The organism is Oceanihabitans sp. IOP_32 (genome assembly GCF_009498295.1).
GTDB classification, from domain to species: Bacteria; Bacteroidota; Bacteroidia; order Flavobacteriales; family Flavobacteriaceae; genus Wocania; species Wocania indica.
This window is the reverse complement of the sequence record NZ_CP040813.1, coordinates 1,714,316-1,740,061: the sequence shown is the minus strand read 5'-3', so window position 1 is coordinate 1,740,061 and position 25,746 is coordinate 1,714,316. Positions and strand designations below refer to the sequence as shown.

Genomic DNA, 25,746 nt, shown 5'->3' with positions numbered 1-25,746 from the left:
ATAATTCTTTCTGAAAAAACTTTATGCGTTGGACACTCAAGCCCAAACCAGAAGCTGATAAAATAAAGGCGTTAAAAGATGCTTTACAAGTAGATGCGACTATTGCATCCTTACTCATTCAGCGTGGTATTGAAACTTTTGAAGCGGCTAGAACTTTCTTCAGACCTAGTTTTAGTGATTTGCACGATCCCTTTTTAATGAAAGATATGGATCTCGCCGTGGCTCGTATAGAACAAGCCATCGCCAACAACGAAAATATTCTGGTTTACGGCGATTATGATGTTGATGGTACCTCGGCCGTTGCTTTAATGTTTAGCTACTTAAAAACAAAACACCCACAAGTACACACCTATATTCCAGACCGCTACGATGAGGGTTATGGAATCTCGTATAAGGGCATAGATTTCGCATGCGATAACGATTTTTCTCTTATCATCGCTTTAGATTGTGGTATTAAAGCCATAGAAAAAGTCGCCTATGCCAAAACCCTAGGTATCGATTTTATAATCTGCGATCACCACCGCCCTGGTGCCCAAATTCCTGAAGCTGTTGCCGTTTTAGACCCCAAACAAAACGATTGTAATTACCCATTTAAGGAATTATGTGGTTGTGGCGTAGGCTTTAAATTGATTCAAGCCTTAGCCGCTAAAGAAGGACAAACAGCTCAAGATTTAGCCGAGTATCTCGATTTAGTCGCTACTGCCATAGGTGCCGATATTGTGCCAATTAATGGAGAAAACAGAGCCTTAGCTTATTTAGGTTTAAAAGTAATTAACACCCACCCGAGACCAGGTATTAAAGCCATTCTAGAACAGGTAAAAAAAACCGAGCTTAGCATTACCGATGTGGTGTTTATTGTTGCCCCCAGAATTAACGCTGCAGGCCGTATGAAACACGGAGATTATGCGGTTACCCTTTTAGCTGAAGAAAACTTGGAAAAAGCACGAGAATACGCCTCTGAAATTGACCAGTACAACCTAAACAGGCGTGAAACCGATAAAACAATTACCGAGGAAGCGCTGCAGCAAATTGAAGAAAACCATGAACAAAACCGCTACACCACCGTGGTTTACCAAGAAAGCTGGCATAAAGGGGTTATTGGTATTGTAGCCTCAAGATTAATAGAAACCTATTACAGACCCACCCTTGTATTTACTAAAAGTGGCAATAAATTAGCAGCCTCTGCGCGCTCGGTTAGCGGCTTTGATGTTTACAATGCTATTGAAGCGTGTAGCGCACACGTTGAGCAATTTGGAGGTCATAAATACGCGGCGGGATTAACCCTTGAAGAAGAAAATTATGAGGCTTTTAAACAAGCTTTTGAAGATGAGGTTTCTAAAACCATCGATAAAAACTTATTAACTCCAGAAATTAAAATTGATGCTCAAATTAATCTAGACGATATCACCCCAAAGTTTTACAGAATTTTAAAACAATTTGCACCTTTTGGTCCGGCGAATATGACACCCATTTTCATGACCGATAATTTAAACGATACAGGCTTCGGAAAATGTGTAGGACAAGATAAAACCCACTTGCGCTTAACCGTAAAACAGACCCAATCTACTAAAAATATCGTTTGTATTGGGTTTGGTATGGGCGATAAAATTGATCTTATTACTGAAGAAAAACCTTTTAAAGCCGTTTATTCTATCGACGAAAATGAGTTTAGAGGCGAGGTGTCTCTGCAACTTAAATTACGCGATATTAAAGCCTAAAACCGATGAGCTAACATGGCAAAAAGAGACCCATATGCAGCCTTGCGCATTAAAGAATTCAACATTTTTTTATTAGTGCGCTTGTTTTTGGTTTTTGGCTGGTCTATGCAATTTATTGTTATTGAGTGGCAGGTGTATAGCATTACAAAAGATCCATTATCTCTAGGTATTATCGGGCTTATGGAGATTATCCCCGCATTTACCATGGCTTTATTTGCTGGTCATATTGTGGATCAAAAAGAAAAACGCAATCTCTTTGCGCTTTGTATTGCTCTTTTTTCTTTAATTAGCTTGGGCTTATTTTTACTCACCACAGAAACCGTAGTAAGCGATTGGTCTACCCATAGCGTGCTGTACTCTATCTATGCTCTGGTGTTTTTTGGCGGATTTTTACGGTCGTTTTTTGGACCCCTAATTTTTTCGCTAATAGGTCTTATTGTACCCAAAAAAACATATCCTAATGCAGCCACATGGAGCACCAGCACCTGGAAAACGGCAACGGTTTTAGGCGCACTTTTTGGTGGTTTTGCCATAAGTTGGATGGGCGTTGCAAAAACCCTATCTCTGGTTTTTGTTCTGGTATTAATAGCCTTCGTTTTGGTGTTTTTAATTAAGAAAAAACCCGTACTTAATACCAAAATTGGCGAGCCTTTAAAAGAAAGTCTTAAAGTGGGTATCCAATTTGTCTTCCAAAACAAAGTAATTCTTGGGGCCTTAACTTTAGATATGATTGCGGTTTTATTTGGTGGTACAGTGGCCATACTTTCTGTATTTGCACAAGATATCTTGGAGGTAGGCAGTAAAGGTTTCGGGATTATGAATGCTGCGATTTCTATGGGGAGTATTGTAACTATGTTTATTACCACTTACATTCCTATAAACAAAAATACTGGTAAGAAACTATTGGTTGCGGTATTTGTTTTTGGCCTGAGTATTATTGGTTTTGGTTTATCTTCTGTATTCTGGCTAAGTGTTTTAATGCTCTTTATTAGCGGTGCTGCCGATGGTATTTCAATGATTATTAGACAAACCATTTTACAATTAAAAACGCCCGATGATATGCGTGGTCGTGTATCTTCAGTAAACTCCATGTTTGTAGGGTCGTCTAACGAATTAGGTGCTTTTGAAAGTGGTTTAGCAGCAAAACTTATTGGCCCCGTGGCTGCCGTTGTTTTTGGTGGGAGTATGACCTTAATTACGGCTCTAACTATCGGTGTTAAAAACCCAGCTCTTAGAACATTAGATTTAACCGAAGATATAAAAGCCCACGAAGCCTCTTAAGTTTAGGTTCTAACATTAATCCTGTGGGTAGGTATTTTGATGTATTGAATAAAACATGAAACAAAAGGACGCAAGACTTAACAGCCTAGATTGATGAAAAATCGATTCATCGTTTAATACTAAAGACATCAATATCACCAGTATTTTGGCCTTAAGTCCTATGTCATGAAGTCAAGAAGTCCCACATATCGAAATATTCGTAATAAAACCCAATAAAATTAAAACGGATAGCCAATAGCGAAGTTAAAAACGGATTCCCCAACATCGAAATTAAAACGCTTACCTTTGGGTAGCGAAGGGTCGTGAAACGGTGCGGCTAAATCAAAACGAATCACAAAACTTTGAATGTCTATTCGAAGTCCGAAACCAGCACCCATACCCAATTCATTTATAAAATTACTGGTAAACGTATCTTTTCCATTAAATGTTGGATTGGGTTTAGAGTTCCAAATATTTCCGGCATCGGCAAATACAGCACCTTTAAAAAACGAATAAATAGGGAATCGATATTCTATATTGGCTTCCAACCTAATATTTCCTGTTTTATCAAAAAAAGCTCCACTATCTGTCGACGCATCACCACTGTAAGTTCCGGGACCTAAGTCGCGAATGCCAAAAGCACGCACGCTATAAGGTCCTCCTGAAAAATACTGTTTTACAAAGGGCATTACCTCCGAGTTTCCATAAGCTAAACCATAACCCGCAAAAATTCTTGAAGCGATAACCTGCTCTTTGCCTAAATTAAAATGATAATGAAAATCCATATCGGCTTTGGCGTATTGGGCATAGGCCAGACCTAAAATTGTTTTTGGTTCATTAGGTCCCATTTCTTTTCCAAATAAACTAACGGAATTCCCCGCCACATCTAAGCCTAAATTCAAATAGATTTGATGCTTTTTATTGGGGTTTACCATGCCGTTATAAGTAAAGGAATAGGTTAATCCTGAAATGAATTGCTGATCGAAACTGCGTTGTAAAAAAGGATTGTCGGTTAAAATTTGCTCAAACTCTTGAGTGGTATTAGATAACTCGGTATAATTTGCCGAAATAGGATTAATTTGATGACTCACATAGGCGTTGCCATCCCAGGTATAACCAAACAATATCGAGCCTGATAGCAAGGTGTACAACTGGCTTCGGTTAAGATAATTAACACCTAAAGACGTTCTAGTTTTGGGTATGGCGTATTTAAAAAAATCTTCGTTTATCTTAATAGGGAAAAGCACTCTAGGAAAAATTAATTCATTTTTAATCTCCAATTCCAAACTGCTTTTACCGGTTTTTTGACCGCCACCAAACTGGGTTTCGTACCCTATTTTAGAGCTGATGTTATAGGTTTCACCACCACCAAATAAATTTCTATTACTATAGGTAAAAGCTAAGGCGGGGCCAGAAAAATTATTGGATTTTGAAACCACCTGTAACTCGGCTTTAAGCGCACGCTTGTTTAAGGGCGACAAATAAATATTGGCTTCTAACTTACCTAAGCTGTCTGAAGCAACCGAATCGACTTCTTTGTATTGAATGTTTACATATTTATATGCCCCAATACTAGAAAGTCGCCTTGCGGTATTACGCGAGGTTTCGGGGTTGTACAAACTGCCTTCTTTTAGTTTTATAAAAGGGTCTAAATATTTGGGCTTAAAAAAGGTTTCTTTTTGAATGAAGTTTTTTTCCTTGTACCGCGTGATCTGGGTGTTTGCCGAATCTTCAATTTTATAGTTGGTATAAATATTTATTTTACCAATATTATAGGGTATGATACTTTTTTCTGGAACCTCTTTTTTTAATCTTAAAAATAAATCGAATTTTTTCCGCTTTAAGCAATTGGTATCGGCTTCAAAAATCAAGAAATTTTCATTAAAATTATAATAGCCTTTTGTTTTTAAATGGGCATCAATACGTTGTCGTTCCTTCTTCATATTACCTAAGTCAAAACGCATTCCTTTTTTAAACGGACTGCTTTTCATTAAAGTTTTAACCGCATTATAAATGGGTTTGGGCATGGTATCTAAGTGGTAGCTTTCCATTCTGTAGGGCTTAGGAATATTCACGGTATAGCTCACAGATGTCCTTTTCTCTTGGTCTTCAAAATTTGAAGTCGCAGTACTATAAAAATACCCTCTATTCTCTAATCGGTTTAAAAGTAGTTCTTCAATGCTACTTGCTTCTACATAAGAACGGTAAACTGGGGTAGCACCAATTTTCTTATAGAGCCATTTGTTTAGAAAACCGGGGTTTTCTTTTTGGTTTTTGTAATAATAAAATAAGCCGGGGTACATTCCTAGAAATTTTTTATTGGGCTCTGGCCGTATCACCGCTTCAAGTTCTGATTTTAAAGCCTTTTCGTTTCTTATGATGGTATCTTTTTCTATGCTTAAACGCGCGCCTGTATAAAGCTGCTCTCCCTCAGGAATGTATTTATTTATGCTGCATGACAATAGCATGGCTATGGCAAAAAGAATGAAACCGTATTTAATATGAGTACCCAATGTATTTAAGACTTTTATTTTTTTATAATGCTTATGATAGTATTTTATTTTTTGTTGCCCTTAGCTTTCTGTTTTTCAGCTTCAGCTTCTTGTTCTGAGGCTAATAGCGCTTTCCAAAGCTCATTAAATTTATTAAACTCTTTAGTAAAAATTAGGGCAATACCACTTACAATGGTTTGGCCATCAATAACGTTTTCAAATTCGTCACGTCTAAAACCTCTTAAACGATAACGGCCGTTTTCAGTAATCAAGTATTCTATACTTACATTTCCAATAAGTGGTGTTTCTTTGTTTGTAGAGCTGCCGCCTTGAATATCTACCTCACTACCCACCCTTACAATTAGGCGATCGTTAAACAGTTTTTTTTGAGCAGCAATATCTAATTGGGTGCGCTCTTCGGGGTTTAATCCCTGATAATCGGTATAGCTGTCTAAGCCAAAATCGAGGTCGAAACCTGTTTTGCCTAAAACCTTTTCTGAAAATATGTTTAATTGGTCTGAAATGGCATCATTTAAGTTATGCTTTGCAATAGATGTTGCACCACCTGCACTACCATCACTCCCCGGGTTAGGATAAAAACGGTTAAGTACTAATAATGAAAATACTTGACGGTTAAGTTCATCCTGTTGCTGGTTGAGTTGTTGCACGCGTCCGTACACTTGCCCGCCAATAGCACCTTGAGAATCTTTTGGCATATCTAAACCGAAATTAATTTTTGGTGCCATTAATTGGCCATCTATGTTTAAAAAGACGTAAAAGGGAAGCACTTGACGGAATTTACCTCGAGACGCCACATCATCTCCAGAAAGTACAGGTGCCATTAATGCCGAGGCTGAGGTTTTTATTTCGTAAAGGGCTTTAATATCTAAATCGGCATCAAACGGGTTGCCAGACCAAATAACCCGACTTCCAGGACTTAGTTTAAACTTGCGGTCTACCACATTATAAAGGTTCATTTCATAATGGCCGTCTTGCACTTCGTAAATACCAGCAAGGGTCATGCTACCATTTGGTTTTATGCTAAGGTTTAAATCCCCTTCACCCGAGACTTTAAAATTATCGCCCGTATCTTCATTAATAATAAGACTTACTGCCGCATCTTTATCTATGTTTAAAAGTGCTTCAATGTCTAAGCCCCTAATGGTTGCTCTTCGCTCTTCAGTGCGTGTTAAGATGGCGTCTGGATGTTCTCGGTTTACAAAAACTACCACGCCATCACGCTCCTCGATATTGGCGGTGGCCGATGGCAATACATAAGTAATGTTAGTATTTGCACCTACGGCCAGCTTCATTTTAACCTTGGGAATTTGCAAGTTACCCGTAATTTTAGCTTCGGCATCGAAACTTGCTTGACCATAAAGAAAATTATTGTCGGTTTTTGTCGCGTTAAGAAACTGAAAATTACTAGCCTTTGCTACGATATCGAAGCTGGGGTTGGTAAACGATTTTGTTCCAATGGATCCGGTAGCTTCAAAGGGGTTATTGTTTTCGTCTAGAATCGTAAAATTATCTAAGAAAAAACCACTATTATTAACTGTTATGCTTTCGTTTTTTAAAGTAAAAGCGGCATTAAAAACAGCGAGTTTAAACCCTGCATTTTTAAAGTTAAGTTGTCCTTGGTATTGCGGTTTACTTAGCGGCCCACTTAAATTAAATTGCCCAGAAAACCACCCGCTCGATTCGGTAATTTGATTTTGCGAAAAAGCTTTTAAAACCGACATGTTAAATTGGTTAATATCCAAGTTTAAATCCAGCTCTGGACCCGTATTTAGCGCGATATAATCGCCTTTTACATCTAAATCGATGTCGCCACCTCTTAAATTGGCATGAAAATCGTAGCTATTTTCTCCCAAAGATTTGGCGTCAACCTCTAAAGTATCTAAGTTCACATCCATAAACTTGAATTGTGATATCTGTAAATTAGCAACAATACCAGGATTTGTAAACGGGTCTTCAATAATAAAATCGCCATTTAGATTTCCTGTGGCTAGTTTTTCGTCGGGATTTAAATAACTTAAAAACTCACTTATTTTAAAATTTTTATAATTTATAGCAATATGGTCTCTGGTTTGTGATGCTAATTTATCGGTTATTTCAACCGATTGTTGGTCTTTAAAAAACCTAAAATCATTAAATTCCAGTTTGTTGTTAGTAATAAGGATTTCATTATTATCTGGGGTATTCCAAAGCTGCTTGTCTAAAATTAAATTCGTAGGCTTCACATGAAAACGCAATTGCTCTTGGTCGCCTGTGATTTCACTTAAAATCTGAATGAGTTTTTCTTCATTATGATACGCTAAAAAACTTAGAACAAGGGTCTTGTCAATTTGCTCGCCTTTAATCTCGGTTTTTTGAATATGAAGCGGTTCTGCCTTTAGTGCTTTAAAACCAAGATTAAAATTAAATTTTTCGGCATGGGTATTCATAGAAAACGACAAGCTATCCAATTCTGCGCCCGAATAATTAATTCGCGGTGCGGTAATATTGGCTTTAAGTTGTCGATGGCTTTCATTAAAATCGACCGCCAAATTAATAGTATCTAATGTTTTAATATTATCAAAAAACACCTCTTTTAAAATGGGACTTTGATTAATGTTTCCGGTGAGTTTTAAACGTACCGGTTTGTTAATCGTGTCTGTAACTTTTATATCTCGCGAAAAATAACGAGCCACATGCCGCTGCAGAGATTTAGTAAACCTGCTTGGGTCTGCATTAGATTGTAAGTCGATATTAATCAACTTATTATTAAATGAAAACGATGTGGTATCGGCATCGACATGTGCTACGGCATTTATATCGCCTATTAAATAGTTTTTTTTATCGTAAACCACCACACCTTCATCTACCAGCGCAGCCAGATCAAAATTATTAGTATGGCCTTTAAAATCGGCATACACTATCATCGCTGTTTTTATAGGCCGTTGTGAAAGTCCTAAGGCTTGCAAGTCTGCCCCTTTAATATCCAGTTTTATACTCGCCTGTGAGGCTAGAGAATCTAAAACTACAAAGGCATAAAAATTGGTATTGAGGTTGGTGTCTTTGTATTTTGATGTGATGGTGCCACGGCCATCTTCAATATCACCAAGGATTTTTAAATTACTTATATCGTAATCATTGTATTTAAAACTCAAAAGGTCAAGGTCAAGGCGAGCATCCAGCTCATTAATATTTTCGCCTTCGCCACTAGCCTGAAGATTGAGGCTTAAGGGGCCCATTTGCGGATTATCAAGTAGCGCGTTTAACTTATAATCTTCTATGTTGATGTCTGCACGGAATGCTAACTTTTTATCGTTTTTAAAATGGGCATCAACTTTGGCAACTCCATGGGTCGTGCTTAGTGTGGCTTGGGTGAAAATAGCTTTAGGCGTTCCGCTTAGACTCCCTTTTAATACAGCATCTTCTGGAAGATGTACCCCGAGGTCTTTTTCGTTTACAAATTGAAGTATATCTGAGTTTTTTGTCACTGCTGAAAACTCTGGAACATCAAATTGAAGGCTATCTAGTTGGGTGGCATTTTCAAGTGTTCCAAACAGTGAAATTTGGGTATCGCTGCCCCAATGGGTGTTCATTTCAGTAACCTTAATGTTTGAAAGATTACCATTGGCTTTTAAACGACCTTTAAGCTGTTTTTTACTTAATGTCTCGAGTTGTACAATGTTTTTCAATTCTGGCTCGATTAAAAAAACATCTTGCAACCCCACTTGAAATGAAGCTATATCTAAGTTGAATTTAGATGTTTCTGGGTTTTTAATTAAAGCCGAAATGCTCGGATAATCTATGCTTAAATTCGCGCTTAAGGCATTATTATTTAAGACCGTTTCTAGGTTTGAAATATTTAATGCTTGGTGGGTTGCCTTAAAATTAAAGCTCAAGTTTTTTAAGTGTATTCCCGAAACCTCATGAAACCCGATATTTTCAACCTGCATTTCAGCATTTTGATTTTTAAGATTGATTGTATTCGCAAGCAAATTAAAATTGGTCACCGCAATCGCATTAGGATTAAAAACACCTTGTCTTGTGGGTGTATTATCAACAAAATAGCTGAAATTATTGTTTTGCAAATCGAGATGACCAACTGCCACCTGAACAGCTGGCCAATTAAAAGCAGGAGTTTCTTTAACTAAGGCTTCAGATGCTTTTTTGCTCGTATAATTTATGGCTTTTGTTTTGGTTTCTGTGCGTAAAACAAGGCTTGAATTGTGTAATTGGAAAGTCTCTACCTCAACAATATTATTTGCTAAATCGATATTAGGGATTTTAGACGATAAGTCTTCAATAGTAACCTCTGCTATCATCTTATCGGTATAAGATTGGTAGTTGGCAGAAACTTGTGTCACGTTCAAATTATCTACGGCTAAAACAGGTAAAATGCTAGGTTCTGTATCGGGTATTTCAGGAACAGGATTTTGAATGAATGTCATATTTGAATCTGACAACTCCAGTTTAGAAGCTTTAAATACCATGTTCTCCAAATCGGTTTTTTCCATATCGGCAGCCAAATTCCCAATTTTAAAATGGCTGTCAATACCGGCAACAGCATCGTCGAAAACAATATCGAAATCTTTAAAGTTGAGTTTACCCAAAACTAAATGCAATGGTGCTGCAGTTGTATCAGTTTTAACCGCAGTGGGATCTGGTGTTGTAAAGGCATCGACTAAAAATTGAAAATTATAACCCGAAATGGAGTCTTTCCTTATAATATTTGCACGCAGCCCTTCCCAAGTAAGTGCATCTACACCTACTCCTTTCCCCGTAATGATAGACCACAGTGGCACATTGGCTTCTAACGATTTTGAATAAACAAGCGTATCGCCTTTGGTATCTTCAAGATATAAACCATCTAATTGAATAGCGCCACTAAAGGTAATAAACAAGTTTTTAACAGCGACTTTAGTGTTTGTTTTATCTGAAATATAAGAAACCGCTTTATTAACAATTATATCTTGTCCCCACGGACTTCTCACAAAAAGTATAACCACAACGAATACCAAGATAAGGCCTAAAACAATCTTGCTAATTGTTTTAAGAATCTTATTTTTCGTTTTAGATTTCTTTTCTGTGGTCTCTTTAGTATTAGTCACGGTGTAATAAAATGGCTATTTCAGATGTTTTTAATTGAAACATAAGTGCGGTAAATACCCAATTAACAATGTTATGTCGCCTATAATTCGGTTACTCACATCTTTCTATTTTATAAATAGGCGTTCATGATGTGCTTCGCAGTTCTTTTTCGCCCATATTTAGGTATAACATCAAACCATACCTTTGGGCTATGCTTTGATTTTAGCTCACGCCCATATTATTTTATAATTACGAGTTCGTGAATCTGCGATTTCTATCTCATCGAAACAAAACATAATTCAAATTAACAATACGACATTTCAAAATTAAATTGGTGTAAACGTAAAATTAACACATTAAAGTACAACTTATTAATAATTTCCATAGGAATAGTGACCCATTCAAAAACAAAGCGTAAAATTTAATTGAGATAAGATATGCAACTAAACTTTATGGCTCAAAGGTTTTAAGCTGAAGTGTTTCGCCATCAAAAACGCCGTAGGTGTAATACTGCATCCAATCGCCCAAATTGAGGTATTTAGAGTTCTCATTTAGGCTTATATCTAAAGGTAAATGTCTGTGACCAAACACAAAAAAATCGCGGTGTTTATCCTCTAATTTCTTTTTGCAATATTGCACGAGCCACTCGTTGTCTTCTCCTAAAAAAATAGCATCGTCGTCGCCTGAAATAAGCTTATTTTTTACCGACAAATATTGTGCTATTCGCACGCCAATATCGGGGTGTAGCCATCTAAAGAGCCATTTAAAAACCGGATTTGTAAACACTTTTTTCATGCGTTTATAGCCTTTGTCACCTGGACCTAAACCATCGCCATGACCTATAAAAAATGTTTTATCGTTAAAGGTAAATTCGGCTGGCTTGTGATGTACAGAAATATTGAGCTCATCTTCAAAATACCCATTCATCCAGAGGTCGTGATTGCCTACAAAAAAGTAAATTGGTATGCCAGAATCTGATATTTCTGCCAGTTTACCAAGAGTTCTGGTAAAGCCCTTTGGCACAACATACTTGTATTCCATCCAAAAATCAAACAAATCACCCAACAAAAATAGGGCTGCGGCATCCTGTTTAACAGTGTCTAACCAAGCCACAAATTTTTTCTCGCGAATACGAGAAGCTTCCATGGTTGGGGCACCTAAATGGTTATCTGAGGCGAAATATATTTTTTTTCCTTCGGGAATTTGCATGCTGTAAATATATAGTATATTCTGCCTAAGACAAAAACTTCAGTTCTAGTATTAATTTTTTCAATTTTATCGGCATCCCAGAATATAATTCCCTTTTAATACCAAATTAGCCATGTCATGACGCATATAATTTGTTTCTTTTTCGCCCATATTTCAGTATAAAATAAAACCATAACTCAGGCTATGCTTTAATTTTCTATCTCATCTGAACAAAAAATAATTCAAATTAATAATACGACATTTCAAAACTAAATTGGTATAAATTCATTCAATATCTCGTTTTTAGGTTTCCTGAAAAACAAAAGCTTTTAATTAACATCTTGTTTGGCTTCGCTTAATTTGACAATCTCTTTAATCATCATATCGTGTTTATTAAACACCTCTTCAAAAGCACCATTCCCATAAAGTTGATCTGCCAGAGTCGCCTTAAGGTATTGTTTTACTTTATCGTGATAGTCTTGGAAAGAAATTTCAGATTTTGTTCGCACGTTTAAGTAATCTTCAAAAGCGAATACTAAATCTTGACCCACCTCAAAATTATCAATAAAATCTTGCCTAGAAATACCGCTGTAAATTTGCCTGTCTTTTTCTAACTCTTCAAACACAAAATAAGCAATAAAACCGTGACGCTGAATATACATTAGTGTTTCATTGTGCAAGCTATTATCTATAGGCACAAAAACATCGGGAATAATACCGCCGCCGCCGTACACTATTTTACCTTTAGGAGTTGTAAATTTTAACGAATCGGCCACTGTAATTTTTTCTGGATCTAAAAGTTCGCCACTTTCTAGCCTGTTAAAGTACTCATCGAAATAATCTTGCTCGCCATTTTGGTAGGGCCTTTGTATAGAGCGTCCCGTTGGTGTATAATAGCGAGATACGGTTAATCGCACAGCACTGCCATCGCCCAAAGCCATTTCGCGTTGTACGAGCCCTTTACCATAAGAACGCCTACCAATAATAGTGCCCTTATCGTTATCTTGTAAAGCCCCTGCAATAATTTCGCTTGCCGACGCCGAATTCTCATTAATTAAGACATACACATGGCCATTCTCAAAATCACCTTTACTTGATGCAAAGCTTTTATCAATACGACCGCTTTTATTCTTAGTAAATAAAATAAGTTTATCTTTTTCTAAAAACTCATCGACAATTTGCTCGGCAATACCTAAAAAACCTCCAGGGTTATCGCGTAAATCCAAAGCAATTTCGGCAGCGCCATTGGCTATTAATTTTTCTAATGCTTTTTTAAACTCTTTATAAGTAGATTCTGCAAAACGGTTAATTTTTATATAACCTAAATTTTCGGTAATCATATAAGCAGCATCTACACTTTTTATAGGTATAACGCTACGTTTTACCGTAAAATCTAACAAATCGGGCTCACCTTTTCTAAACACTTTTAGATTTACTTTGCTATTTATGGGGCCTTTAAGCTTTCTAATAATCTCGTCGTCTTTAAAATTACCACCAAAAAGCGTATCGCCATTAGCAATCATAATGCGGTCGCCACTTTTTATACCCGCTTTAGCACTGGGACCATTTTCTATTGGTCTAATCACAGCGATTGTATCTTTATAAGAATAAAAACTAACGCCTATGCCAATAAAATCACCTTTCATGTTTTCACTAACACGCTGCATATCTTCTTTTGGAATGTATACAGAATGGGGATCCAGATTATCTAAAATGGCATTCACGGTAACGTCTACAATACTATCGGTATTAACATGGTCCACATAATCATAATCGATATAATCGATAAGCCTGTTTAGTTTATCCTTCTTACTATTAGTAGAAAATAAGCGGTCTGGGGCATCAGAAAAATTTAACTTTCCGCCAATAAAAATGCCCACCGCAATTGCAGTGCCTATAACTAATGGTAAATATTTTTTTTGGTAGGACATTATTCGTCTATGGCATCTATTTTTTTAAGTTCTATACCTGCTTTTTCTAAAAATTGCAATCCCGAGTCGTCTTTATAGGCCTGACTGTAAACCACTCTTATAATACCTGCTTGATGGATTAATTTGCTACACTCCTTACAAGGCGACATCGTAATATACAACGTTGCGCCATGACAAGATTGTGTAGACGATGCTACTTTTAAAATGGCGTTGGCCTCGGCGTGCAGGACATACCATTTGGTGTAGCCTTGCTCGTCTTCACAAAAGTTTTCAAATCCTGTGGGCGTACCGTTATATCCATCGGAAATTATCATTCTATCTTTAACAATAATTGCGCCAACTTGACGGCGTTTACAATACGATAATTTACCCCACTCTTTGGCTATTCTCAAATAAGCTTTATCGTATTTTAGTTGTTTGTGTTCTGGCATTTATGTCATTAATTTGGGCGTTACCTTTTTTTCATAACCGTAGATATAAACGTTGTTAGCGTAAAAAAAGGTCAGGCTTTACGCTATATCTTTTGCAAAAAAGCAAAAGGATGCCGCTGCAATCCTTAACGCAAACGCTAAATTCTAATAGGTGTTTATATTTATTTTTTTCATCGCTCATAGGCAACATCCACATCATCATTTCCTTGGGTATCAAGTCTTAGTTATGGATGTTTCATGTGTTTATATTCATTGTTTTTCATCGGTCACATGCGACATCCATTTCATCATTTCGTTGGGTATCAAATTATAGTTATGGATGTTTCATATCACGAATATACTCGCTTCGTATTTTAATTACAACGCTTGTTCGTTAAACTTTTACGAAAAATGCAAATTTATACATTAAGTTGAAACTAGCTTCTTAATTTATAACATTAATCGTATGCTTTTAGGGTTTTGGGAGTTATTGGAACGCCATATATAAGAACGTCTAGTTTAGAAAAACCAATAAACAGCATAGGTACCATTTACGCTGGTTTTAAAACACAGTAAAAACGACATGCAAAACACCGAAACTTTAGGAGCATGAAATAAACTTAGAGGTGGCAAAAACTTAAAACCCTAGAATAAGCTTTGCTATTAAAAAGTATGTTAAAATACCAAAAACATCATTACTAGTTGTAATAAATGGTCCGGTGGCTACTGCCGGGTCGATACCTCTTTTGTATAAGAAAATAGGGATGAATGTCCCTATTATAGCCGCCATAATAATTACCGAAATAAGCGCTATACCAATGGTGAATGATACAATATAGGGCGTACCAAACACAAAATGTGTTACAATTAGGGCAACAAGAGCTATGGCGAGACCATTAACCACGGCGAGAAAAAACTCTTTAAAAAGGCGTTTTACAATGTTGCCGTCTACTGCATTGTTTGCTAAACCTTGAACCACAATTGCCGACGATTGTACCCCTACATTCCCCGCAGTTGCCTGTATAAGAGGTACGAAGCTAAGCAGTACGATAAACGAACCCATTTCTTCGTTAAAATATTCGATAATACTGGCAGCACCTAAACCGCCAAACATACCAATAAGTAGCCATGGTAAACGTGCTAAGGTGAGTTTCCAGATGCTATCGTCGGCCTCAACATCTTTGGTGATACCCGCGGCTAACTGGTAATCTTTTTCGGCTTCTTCTTTTAAAACATCTACAATATCATCAATCGTAATTCTTCCTAATAATACGTGATTGTCGTCTACAACAGGAATGGCTTCTAAATCGTATTTTGCCATGATTTTGGCCACATCTTCAGCATCATCATTTACATTAACATAGTCTACATTAACCTTGACTAAGTCTGATATTTTTTGGTCACTTTTAGCTACTATTAAATCTTTTAAAGACAAGCGACCAATAAGTTTTTCTTCTTTATTAACCACATAAATGGAATGTACCCGGGTTACTTCTTTGGCTTGACCGCGAATTCTACGCATACAACCTGCGACAGTCCAGGTTTCGTAAACCTTAACAAGTTCTTTTGCCATAAGACCACCTGCGGTATCTTCATCGTAGGCTAAAAGTTCTGTGATTTCGGCTTTATGTTCTAGGTCTTCTAACCTATTGATAACCTCCTGCTGGCGTTCTTCGGGAAGTTCGGCGATAATGTCTGCCGCATCATCGGTATCTAATTCATCAACTTCTTCGGCAATTTCTTGGGCCGATAGATTTTTTAACACCTTTTCTCGATTGTCTTCATCGAGTTCCATGAGTATTTCTGAGGTGGTTTCAGAATCTAAAAGCTTGATCACATACATGGCCTCCTCCAGACCTAATTCGTCAAGAATTTCGGCTATGTCGGCATAATGAAATTCCTTAAGCAGCTTTCGAAGCGCCTTGTTATCTTGGACTTCAATAAGTTGTTCAACCTGCCTAACGAGGTCCTTGGTTAGCTCAAATTTTATGTTTTCTTTTTCGTCTGCCATAAGGTCTAAAACTTCGCGTTACTATTTCAAAATCACATTCTAAAACCACTCGAAGTCACGAATTAATGTCTTTTTCAATTAATTGTGTAAGCTCAATAAAAGCCTCTACACTAAGCTGTTCTGGGCGCTTGCTAAATAGAGGGTTCGCTTTCAACTCATCTGATAAATCGAAACTCTTTAAGCTGTTGCGCAGTGTTTTTCTGCGTTGCTGAAAAGCTGTTTTAACGGTTCTAAATAATAGTTTTTCATCACAGCCTAGACTGTAATTTTCTTTTCTAATGAGTCTTAACACACCCGAATCTACCTTTGGTGGTGGATTAAATACCGAAGGCGGTACCGTAAATAAATACTCCGCCTCGTAAAATGCTTGCACCAACACCGATAGAATACCATAAACCTTACTACCTTCTTTAGAGCAAATACGTTGCGCAACTTCTTTTTGAAACATCCCAGAAAATTCTGGAATCTGATCGCGCATGTCTAAAGTTTTAAAAATAATTTGTGTGGAAATATTATAAGGAAAATTTCCAATAATTGCAAAGGGTTCTCCTTTAAAAACCACATTTAAATCGTACTTTAAAAAATCCTCTTCTATTATTCTTGGTGCTAAATTCAAATAGTTAGCTTTTAAATAGGCTACCGATTCGGTATCGATTTCTATAACATGGGTTTTAATATTTTTTTGAAGTAAATACTTGGTAAGCACTCCCATTCCCGGACCAATTTCCAGAATATTATCGTTATTTTTTAAGGTTAAAGTGTTAGCAATTTTTTGTGCAACAGCCTCATCGGTTAAAAAATGTTGACCTAAGTGTTTTTTTGCTTTTACCTGCTGTTGATTGGGTTTGTTTGACACGAATTCGCGAATGTTTTTTTATGATGTTTACGAAGATAGAAAACTAAGCTTCAAAAAGGGTAATGTGCATGAAGATTTTTTTTGATTCGCCAAAACGTTAAGGTATAAAACGTGTTGCTTTAAACCTTTTCACTATGTACCTTTACTGGAGGTTTTTATTTAAAACTAACGGTATATTCATCTTCAATTTGAAGCTCTGTTCTAAACGCTAACATTTTATCGGCGAATTTTTCCATACCAAGTCGCCTAAGTCTATCGGCATCTTCACGATAATAAGCGTCTAAAGCTTCGCGAGAATACGAGCGGTATTGAATGGAATAGGTTTGGCCTCCCATTTCTTCGTCTACTAAAACTTTAGTTAATGTGGCTTTTTCAAATTTACCTGTCGCTAATACTTGCGGTATGTGCTCTTTAATCCAAACCAACCATTCGTCGTGAATGGAGTCGTCTATACTTAATGTTTCGTTGTATATAATCATATTGTGAGATATTGCGATATTTCCAGCTAATCTAGAAATAACCAAGATTTAAAATGTTTTTGCAAATAACAGAAGTTCTGCATCATCATCAAAAGGTTTTACTCTTTTTTCGAAAACTAAACCTAGTTTTTCCAGTAATTTAATCGAGTTTTTATTAATGGGATTGGTTATGGCTACCACTTTCTTTAGTTTAAATTCCCATTTTGCAAGCTTTATAATTTCAACGGAGGCTTCAAAACCGTACCCCTTACCTTCGTATTCTGGCAAAAAACCAAAACCGATATCCACATGGTCTAATTGTTCTCTTTTTATAAGTCCTGCAGTTCCGATTGTTTTATTGTTTTCAGCTTTTAATAAAATTTTATACAATCCAAAACCGTTGATTTTATAACTTTTTAAAATGCCGTTTTTAAGATGTTCTTCAGCCTCTTTTACAGATTTAATATTTCGGTCGCCAATATACTTGAGCCAATGTGGGGTATTCATCAACTCCACAAAAAAAGGGGCGTCTTTTAAACTGACTTTTGAAATTAACAATCGTTCTGTTTCGACTATTATCATAAAATTAATTTATGGCGTCGCCGCGCAACGCTCTATATCTTTTTCGAGCTTCAACAAAATAAATGCTGTCGGGGTGATTAAAAATGATTTGCTCGAACATCGCCTTGGCTTTTTCGGGTGCATTTAAATGAGTCTCTAAAATAAGCGCTAATTTATAATAGGCGTCGTCCACTAAAATGCCGTCTCTGTAATTTGCAATTATTAATTCGTAATTAGCTTGTGCCTTTTTAAATTGTTTTTTTTCTTCAAATAAGGCCGCTTGTTTTAATAATGTTTGGGCTATTATTGGCTCGGTTTTATGATGCTCTAAAATAGAATTTAAAACCAAAATAGCCTCGTCATTTTTATTCTGAAACGCTAACAAATCGGCTTTCGAGTACAATTTTAGTGCGGTTTGCAAGGAATCTTGGTATTTGTTATCTGCGATTAATAATTTTAAGTTGAGGGCATCGTTAGCGATAAGCTGCGATGTTGAGGCTTTTAAAATATTGAGCTGTGATTCTGCCCATTTAAAATCGCCTTTGTAATAACTTGTTTTAGCTACTTTAAAGCGCGCCTCTTGTGCGATGGTGCTATTTTTTAAGTTACGTTGTATTTGTGTGTAATAAATCAAGGCTTGATTAAACTTTTCTTGCAGCACCAAAATATCTGCTAATTTTAGTTTAACCTTAGCCGTTTCAAATTGCGATAAGGGCAGTGTTAAGGTCTTTTCTAAAAACTCGGTAGCCTTCCCTGTTTCATCTTTATTAAAAGCCAAAAAGTGAGCGTAAGCGAGTTGAAGTTTTAAAGTTTGCGGAAAGATACCGTATTGCTTGAACAGTTCTACATATTTGTCGTTTATGACATCGTAATTTTTAACTGCGCTTAATTTAGTTTCAAGCTGTAACAAATTATAATGAGCATGGAGCTGTGTGTCTGAATCTTGAGCGGCTTCAATTAAAAAAGTATATATGGCTTTAGCAACTTCATAATCATTTTCGTTAAAAGCCATATCTCCAAGTGCTTCAATACCAGTTAAACTTTCTGGCATTCGATTAAAAATAGCTTTTTCTTGAATAAAGGCTTTTTCAAAATCTTTTTGCTTAATAAAAAGCCAACTCAACATATCATTCCAAAGTAAATTAGGTTCCTGCTGCATTTTTTTTAGCAAGGTTTTTCTGAACAATATATTGTTGTTGTTATTCGGATTGTCACTTATAAAATCGTTTAGATAACGTTTTATATTGTTTAAGGCGACGGGGTTTCTCTCAGCAAACTCCATATAGCTTAGAAACATTTTCTCAATTTCACCTTTTTCACCGTATAGATGAGCAAGTTGAAATTTAAAATTTAATTCGGGCTTGATAAGCATGGCTTTTTCGTAAACCACAATAGCTTCGTCTAACAAGTTATGTGTTTGAAAACTGCGTGCCACAGAAAAGGCATTACTAACATTATCGTCTAAGCTTTGAATTGCTTTTTGATAATTTATAAGGGCTTTCTCTAAATCGTTTTTAAGTTGGAAATTATACCCTAATTCAACAAAAAAAGCGGGATAATCAATGCGTTTTATTAAACTAAGAAGAAAGGTTTCGGCCTGGTCATACTGCTCTAATTGTTGGTGTGTAGAAACAAGACTGGTGATGTAATTTATGTTTGACGGCGATTGTTCATGCAGTTTTTCATACTGGTATAATGCCTTTTCGAAATCACCATTTTCAAAATAATCTCTTGCAAGCTCATCGCTTTGCGCGAAAAGCGTGAAACAGCACAAAAAGTATATTGGAAAAAGAATTCTCATGGTGTAAATATAACAAATGTGAATGTCACTTAAAAACCATTGCGTAAGCGATTCTAAGTCCTTAGGAGGTTAAAATCTGTTAATTAAAAACTAACAAGTACAAACGACTACACATAGTCAAGAATTCTCATTGCCGTAAAACGGCCTTTTTAACTGGGAAGCTATTACTCGGTTACTAAGACCGCGGTAGTGGTATTTTCGTTTTTAGAAATTTCAAAATCTGAAAACAGCACCTGACTCGCTACTAGCACCAAAACTATTAAAAGCAATAAACGTAAAATATTTTTCATGTTGCCAAGCTTTATTCTTTTGCTAGTCGCTAAGCTCTGAAAAAAAATTAAATCTCAAAAGAAATCCAATCAAAAAACGTTAAACAACGTGTTTTATTAGCATTTTATCGATAAAATTTGCGATAACAGAGATTTTTATCTATTGCTATTCTTAGCTTACCGTTTTTTCCATCCATTTAATTAATAATGGAAAACCCTGTATAAGGCTGCAATACTTCTGGAATTAGAATACCTTCTTCGGTTTGGTAGTTTTCTAAAATTCCAGCCAACACTCTTGGTAAAGCCAATGCACTGCCATTTAACGTGTGTGCTAATTCGTTTTTACCCTCACTATTTTTAAAACGTAATTTTAGACGATTGGCCTGAAAAGTTTCAAAATTAGATACTGAAGAAATTTCTAACCAACGATCTTGGGCTGTAGAAAACACTTCAAAATCGTAAGTTAGTGCCGAAGTAAACCCTAAATCGCCACCGCAAAGTCTTAAAATTCTATAAGGCAGTTTTAATTCTTGTAAAATAGTTTTAACGTGGTTTACCATACCCTCTAAAGCTTCGTATGATTTGCTGGGATGTTCTACCCGTAAAATTTCAACCTTATCAAATTGGTGTAACCTATTTAAACCTCTAACATGCGCACCATAACTGCCAGCCTCTCGACGAAAACATGGCGTATAACCCGTAACTGCAATAGGCAATTCGGTTTCATTTAACACCACATCTCTAAAAATATTAGTTCCTGGCACCTCTGCCGTTGGTATTAAGTATAAATTATCTCCGGTTACGTGATACATTTGCCCTTCTTTATCTGGCAATTGTCCCGTACCAAAACCAGAGTCTTCATTCACCAAAAGTGGTAATTGATATTCGGTGTAACCTGCTGCCGTATTTTTATCTAAAAAATAAGTAATTAAAGCACGTTGTAATTTAGCCCCCTTACCTTTATAAACTGGGAATCCCGCACCAGTTATTTTATTACCAAGTTCAAAATCTATGATATCGTATTTCTTAGCTAACTCCCAGTGTGGCAGGGCATTATCGCTTAAAACAGGAATATCTCCTTCTTTATAAACCTCTAAATTATCGTCTTCTGTACTTCCAGAAGGGACGATTTGGTTCGGTACGTTTGGTATTTTACACAACAACTCATGTAAGGCTACAACGGTGTTGTTAAGGTCATCATTAAGTGTTTTAGAACTGTCTTTAAGCGCACTAGTTTTATCTTTTAAAGCATTTGCTTTTTGCGCTTCGCCAGATTTATATAAGATCCCAATTTGTTTAGATAAGGTATTTGATTCTGCCAAAGTATTATCCAACTCCGATTGCAACCGCTTCCTATCGTCATCAAGCGCTATAACAGCTTCAATCATTTCGGTTGCGTCTATATTTCTTTTTGCTAATCTTTCAATTACCAAGGCTTTGTTCTCTCTAATAAAAGGGACTTGTAACATACTTTAAAAATTTAAACAACAAACTTAATGAATTACTCCATAAAACATAAAAATTTACAGGCAAAATACAACTGTGTTATTTAAATTCGTGTCCAGAAACAATTTATGCCGAATGATTAGCAATTATTTTTAGGCACATACTAACCTTGGGGCTCTTGAAAATAAACCAAAGCGGTTTTTTTATCTTTTTCTAGCTGGCTTTTTAAGGCCTCTAGCGATTCAAACTTTTGTTCGTCACGCAGGCGTTTATGCAATTCTATCTTAATGGTTTTGTTGTAAATATCTTTATTAAAATTAAAAAAATGCGCTTCGATGCTTAGTGTGTTGTTACCCCGAACTGTAGGGTTTAAGCCAATATTAAGCATTCCAAAAACTTTTTCACCATCAATAAGAGAACTCACCACATAAGCGCCCTGCTTAGGTATTAACTTATAATCTTCTTCTACTCTAATATTGGCTGTAGAAAAGCCCAATTGCCTCCCCAGACCTTTACCTGTAATTACAGTGCCAGTAATTGTAAAATTATAACCTAAAAAGGCATTAGCTTTAGCTATATCGCCCTCATTTAAAGCTTTTCTTATTTTTGTCGAACTCACAGCAACATTGTTAATGTCTTGGGCAGAGATTTCTTCAACTTCAAAATTATACAGCTTCCCATAGTGTTTTAAATCGTTTATATCGGCATTTCTATTTCTGCCAAACCTGTGGTCGTAACCAATAATTACCTTTTTTGTACGGAGCTTATCGACTAAAATCGTTTTCACAAACTCTTCGGCAGAGAGTCTTGAAAAGGCCTCGGTAAATTCTATTATTAATAAGTGATCTAGACCTAAGGCCTTTAATTTAGCCTGACGCTCGGCAATGGTATCTATAAGTTTTATAGATAACTCTTTTTGCAAAACCATTCGCGGATGCGGAAAAAAAGTGAGAATTACAGATTTTAAACCCTCTGCTTTACCTGTATTGATTAAGCGTTCAACAATTTTTTGATGACCGATGTGCACACCATCAAAAGTGCCAATAGTAACCACTGCTGGAGCATTTGCTTTATAGGTTTCAATAGTATTTACGCTTTTCATGTAATAAATAAAATTGCAGGTTTCGACTTAAAAAATTAGATTTGTTGACAATCTCTTAAAAGTTTTGCACAAAAATTAAATTCATGAAAACAAAACTACATTATGTTTTAACAATAGCAATGCTTTTATGTGTGTTTTCAGTTTTAGCTCAAGATGACACGTGGAATAAAGTTAATCAAATAGAACATACCCAAGATTTTAAAGCATTAAATCTCCTCGAGAGTAAAACACATCTCTTTAAGTTAGATACCTCAGGATTTAAACAACTTGTTTCATCTGCGCCTTTAAGACAAGCTCAGACCAAAACTTCTGGAAAAATAATAAGTGTTCCTGGTTTAAACGGTATACTTGAATCTTTTAGGGTTTATGAAGCTCCAGTTTTTACGCCAGAACTTGCTGCAAAATACCCAAACATAAAGTCTTACGTCGGGTACAGTACAAAAGATGCTAAAATACGTTTACGTATGAGTGTTTCTCCTCAGGGCATCCAAACCATGATATCTTACCCCGATAAACCCACAGTATTTATGCAACCTGTAACAAAAGGTTTAAACACTTATGTGGTTTATCAAAAAAACTCTAAAAAGACAACACTAGACCGCTTTAGCTGTACTACTATGGCAGCCTTAAGTACAAGTCCTAAAAAATCAAGCAATCATAACAAAAATGAAGGCGGAGCAAATAACCAAACCCTTCAAAAATTTAGAATAGCTATATCTGCAACAGGAGAATACACCGCATACCACGGCGGAACAGTTGCTGGTGCCTTAGCTGCTATAAACGCTACGTTAACGCGAGTAAATGCCGTTTTTGAAACCGATATGGCCGTGAGCTTTGAGCTTGTAGACGCCCCGCAGCTTATATATACCGATGCTTTAACAGACCCCTATTCTGATGCGAATATAGGTACAGAATCTAACGGCTTAGACGGATGGAGCTTACAAGTACAAAACACCTTAACCAGTGTTATTGGTAATGCCGCTTATGATATTGGCCATTTGTTTGGCGCCTCTGGCGGTGGAGGGAACGCTGGTTGTATTGGCTGTGTTTGTGTGGACGACGACCCCTTAAACACCAATGACAGAAATAAAGGAAGTGCTTACACCTCGCCATCTGATAACAGACCAGAAGGAGACACCTTCGATATTGACTATGTGGTGCATGAAATTGGACACCAAATGGGTGCGTCCCACACCTTTGCTTTTGAATCTGAGGGTACTGGGGTGAATTCTGAACCCGGAAGCGGCACAACCATTATGGCTTACGCCGGAATTACAGGACCGAACAACGTAAGCCTAAACAGTGATGATTATTTTCATTACCACAGTATAAAGCAAATATTAGACAATCTCGCTACCAAAACTTGCCAGACCTCTCAGCCTATTTTAAATAATCCACCTATTGCTAATGCGGGAAGCAACTATAGTATTCCCAAAGGGACAGCCTATGTTTTAAAAGGGGCGGCAACAGATCTTGATAGCGGTGATATGCTTACCTATACTTGGGAACAAATAGATAGTGGCACCACTAACTACTTAAATTTTGGCCCCAATTTAAACTCAGGCGCAATGAATAGATCCTTACCACCATCGGCATCACCAAATCGATATATCCCCAAACTTACGAGTGTTTTAGACGGCAACACCATTCAGACTAATCCTACACTAGGTAGCGACTGGGAAACCGTCTCGACAGTACCTCGCACTTTAAATTGGGCATTAACTGTTAGAGATAGATCGCCTGCTCTACCCAGTGGCGGTCAAACAAGTTACGACACGATGCAAATAACGGTAGAAGACGTCACACCCTTTAGCATAGTAAACCCAATATCGTGGACTCAAGGTGTAACAGAAACCATTAATTGGAATGTAGGAGAAACAAATAATAGCCCCATTAATTGTCAAAATGTAAACATTGTTCTCTCTACAAATGGCGGCACTACTTTTGATACTTTAATTGCCTCAAACATACCCAATACCGGGTCATACACTTTTATGGTACCAGCCATAACAAACACCTCAATGGCTAGACTACTTATCGAAGCTGCCGATAATATTTTTTACGATGTGTCTGATTTTGATTTCTCAATTTCTACAAATCCAGATTTTTTTATAGCTAACGAAACCCTAGAACCTATAGACTGTAAGGAGACTACGGCCTATTTCACCTTCGAATATGTTGCTGCCAATGGTTTTTCTGAAAACACCACCTTTAGTGCATCTGGTATTCCTGCAGGAGCTACAGTTACTTTTTTACCAGAGAATTTAAGTACCTCGGGGCTGGTAACTATGACTATTTCTAATTTAGAGGGCGTGGCACAAGATGATTATCCTATAACAATAACAGGAACACCAACCGCAGGAAGTCCGAAAACCAGGAATGTGTTATTTCCGTTTTATAACCAAATTTGCCCGTCGGTGGCAAATACAGACTATGCAACAAGTACCACACTTGTTGAATTTAATACCATTAACAATAGCTCCCTGAAACCTTCTGGTTATTCTGATTACACTGCTATTTCAACCGATGTTAATAGAGGCAGCGCTTATAATTTAACCGTAAATACAAACACCGACGGTAATTTTGGGACCAACACCACGGTCTGGATTGATTGGAACCAAGATTGTGATTTTGATGATGCGGGCGAAACCTACAATCTAGGCACTACTTTTAATGAGTTAGACGGCCAAACTTCTAACTCACCATTATCTATAACCATTCCTACTGATGCCGTTTTAGGAAACACAACCATGCGGGTTACTACAAAGTTTAACGATGGTACTAGCCCAAGATCTTGTGAAAATGGTTTTGATGGTGAAGTTGAAGATTATACACTCACTGTACAAGCCTCTAAAGCCATAGAAGAATTTGGTTTTGATAACTTTGTGGTGTTCCCCAATCCTAACAAAGGTCAATTCTACATTAAACTCAACAGCTCTTTGTCTAGTAATATCGTAGTTGAAATTTTTAGCCTTACTGGACAATTAATTTACAAAAAAACATTCCAGGATGGCGGTGACTTTAAAGAAGAAATAGCTTTAAACTACCCGCAATCGGGCATGTATATTTTAAATGTAAGCGACAATAAACGAAAGTCTACTAAAAAGTTGATTTTTAAATAGCAGATTAAGATCGGTACGCTGTTTCTAGACGACTATAAA

The 25,746-nt window shown here is 36.6% G+C and carries 16 protein-coding genes; 3 read left to right on the top strand and 13 right to left on the bottom strand.

Going from position 1 to position 25,746, the window contains the following annotated elements; all coding sequences use genetic code 11:
- The first annotated feature begins 23 nt into the window (after positions 1-23).
- Both recJ and FEZ18_RS07200 read left to right on the top strand, forming a co-directional pair.
- Positions 24-1,718, top strand: a complete 1,695-nt coding sequence (gene recJ / locus FEZ18_RS07205; RefSeq protein ID WP_153267699.1) for a single-stranded-DNA-specific exonuclease RecJ — start codon at positions 24-26, stop codon at positions 1,716-1,718.
- A 15-nt stretch (positions 1,719-1,733) separates the two neighbouring features.
- Positions 1,734-2,999: an MFS transporter gene (locus FEZ18_RS07200; RefSeq protein ID WP_153267698.1), complete on the top strand. Its 1,266-nt coding sequence runs from the start codon at positions 1,734-1,736 to the stop codon at positions 2,997-2,999.
- A gap of 218 nt (positions 3,000-3,217) precedes the next feature.
- Here the strand turns inward: FEZ18_RS07200 and FEZ18_RS07195 are convergent, their stop codons facing one another.
- From FEZ18_RS07195 to FEZ18_RS07140, 13 genes are all read right to left on the bottom strand, one after another.
- Positions 3,218-5,446, bottom strand: a complete 2,229-nt coding sequence (locus FEZ18_RS07195) for a BamA/TamA family outer membrane protein (RefSeq protein ID WP_153269075.1) — start codon at positions 5,444-5,446, stop codon at positions 3,218-3,220.
- 89 nt (positions 5,447-5,535) lie between these two features.
- Entirely contained in the window at positions 5,536-10,572 is a 5,037-nt protein-coding gene (locus FEZ18_RS07190; protein WP_228122906.1) for a translocation/assembly module TamB domain-containing protein, read from the bottom strand.
- A gap of 430 nt (positions 10,573-11,002) precedes the next feature.
- Entirely contained in the window at positions 11,003-11,761 is a 759-nt protein-coding gene (locus FEZ18_RS07185; RefSeq protein WP_153267697.1) for a UDP-2,3-diacylglucosamine diphosphatase, read from the bottom strand.
- Positions 11,762-12,069: 308 nt separating this feature from the next.
- The gene (locus FEZ18_RS07180) at positions 12,070-13,671 is read right to left on the bottom strand and encodes a S41 family peptidase (protein ID WP_153267696.1); all 1,602 of its coding nucleotides are present in this window, start codon (positions 13,669-13,671) and stop codon (positions 12,070-12,072) included.
- Complete coding sequence (locus tag FEZ18_RS07175; protein ID WP_153267695.1) at positions 13,671-14,102, bottom strand: deoxycytidylate deaminase; 432 nt, start codon at positions 14,100-14,102, stop codon at positions 13,671-13,673. The genes FEZ18_RS07180 and FEZ18_RS07175 overlap by 1 nt, the downstream gene beginning before the upstream one ends.
- A gap of 616 nt (positions 14,103-14,718) precedes the next feature.
- Positions 14,719-16,092: a magnesium transporter gene (mgtE, locus tag FEZ18_RS07170; protein ID WP_153267694.1), complete on the bottom strand. Its 1,374-nt coding sequence runs from the start codon at positions 16,090-16,092 to the stop codon at positions 14,719-14,721.
- A gap of 55 nt (positions 16,093-16,147) precedes the next feature.
- A complete protein-coding gene (rsmA, locus tag FEZ18_RS07165) occupies positions 16,148-16,948 on the bottom strand; it encodes a 16S rRNA (adenine(1518)-N(6)/adenine(1519)-N(6))-dimethyltransferase RsmA (protein ID WP_153267693.1) in 801 nt (266 codons plus the stop codon).
- A 155-nt stretch (positions 16,949-17,103) separates the two neighbouring features.
- On the bottom strand, positions 17,104-17,427 hold the full coding sequence (locus tag FEZ18_RS07160; RefSeq protein ID WP_153267692.1) for a DUF4286 family protein: 324 nt from the start codon (positions 17,425-17,427) through the stop codon (positions 17,104-17,106).
- A 48-nt stretch (positions 17,428-17,475) separates the two neighbouring features.
- Positions 17,476-17,988, bottom strand: coding sequence for a GNAT family N-acetyltransferase (locus FEZ18_RS07155; RefSeq protein ID WP_228122905.1), 513 nt, complete (start codon positions 17,986-17,988; stop codon positions 17,476-17,478).
- A 4-nt stretch (positions 17,989-17,992) separates the two neighbouring features.
- Positions 17,993-19,768: a tetratricopeptide repeat protein gene (locus FEZ18_RS07150; RefSeq protein WP_153267691.1), complete on the bottom strand. Its 1,776-nt coding sequence runs from the start codon at positions 19,766-19,768 to the stop codon at positions 17,993-17,995.
- Between the two features lie 164 nt (positions 19,769-19,932).
- Positions 19,933-20,058: a hypothetical protein gene (locus tag FEZ18_RS14845; protein WP_255473338.1), complete on the bottom strand. Its 126-nt coding sequence runs from the start codon at positions 20,056-20,058 to the stop codon at positions 19,933-19,935.
- A gap of 176 nt (positions 20,059-20,234) precedes the next feature.
- Complete coding sequence (serS, locus tag FEZ18_RS07145; protein ID WP_153267690.1) at positions 20,235-21,506, bottom strand: serine--tRNA ligase; 1,272 nt, start codon at positions 21,504-21,506, stop codon at positions 20,235-20,237.
- A 140-nt stretch (positions 21,507-21,646) separates the two neighbouring features.
- Complete coding sequence (locus FEZ18_RS07140; RefSeq protein WP_153267689.1) at positions 21,647-22,585, bottom strand: bifunctional riboflavin kinase/FAD synthetase; 939 nt, start codon at positions 22,583-22,585, stop codon at positions 21,647-21,649.
- Positions 22,586-22,668: 83 nt separating this feature from the next.
- Here FEZ18_RS07140 and FEZ18_RS07135 point away from each other — a divergent pair, with 83 nt between their 5' ends.
- Complete coding sequence (locus FEZ18_RS07135) at positions 22,669-25,707, top strand: reprolysin-like metallopeptidase (protein ID WP_153267688.1); 3,039 nt, start codon at positions 22,669-22,671, stop codon at positions 25,705-25,707.
- Positions 25,708-25,746: the final 39 nt, after the last annotated feature.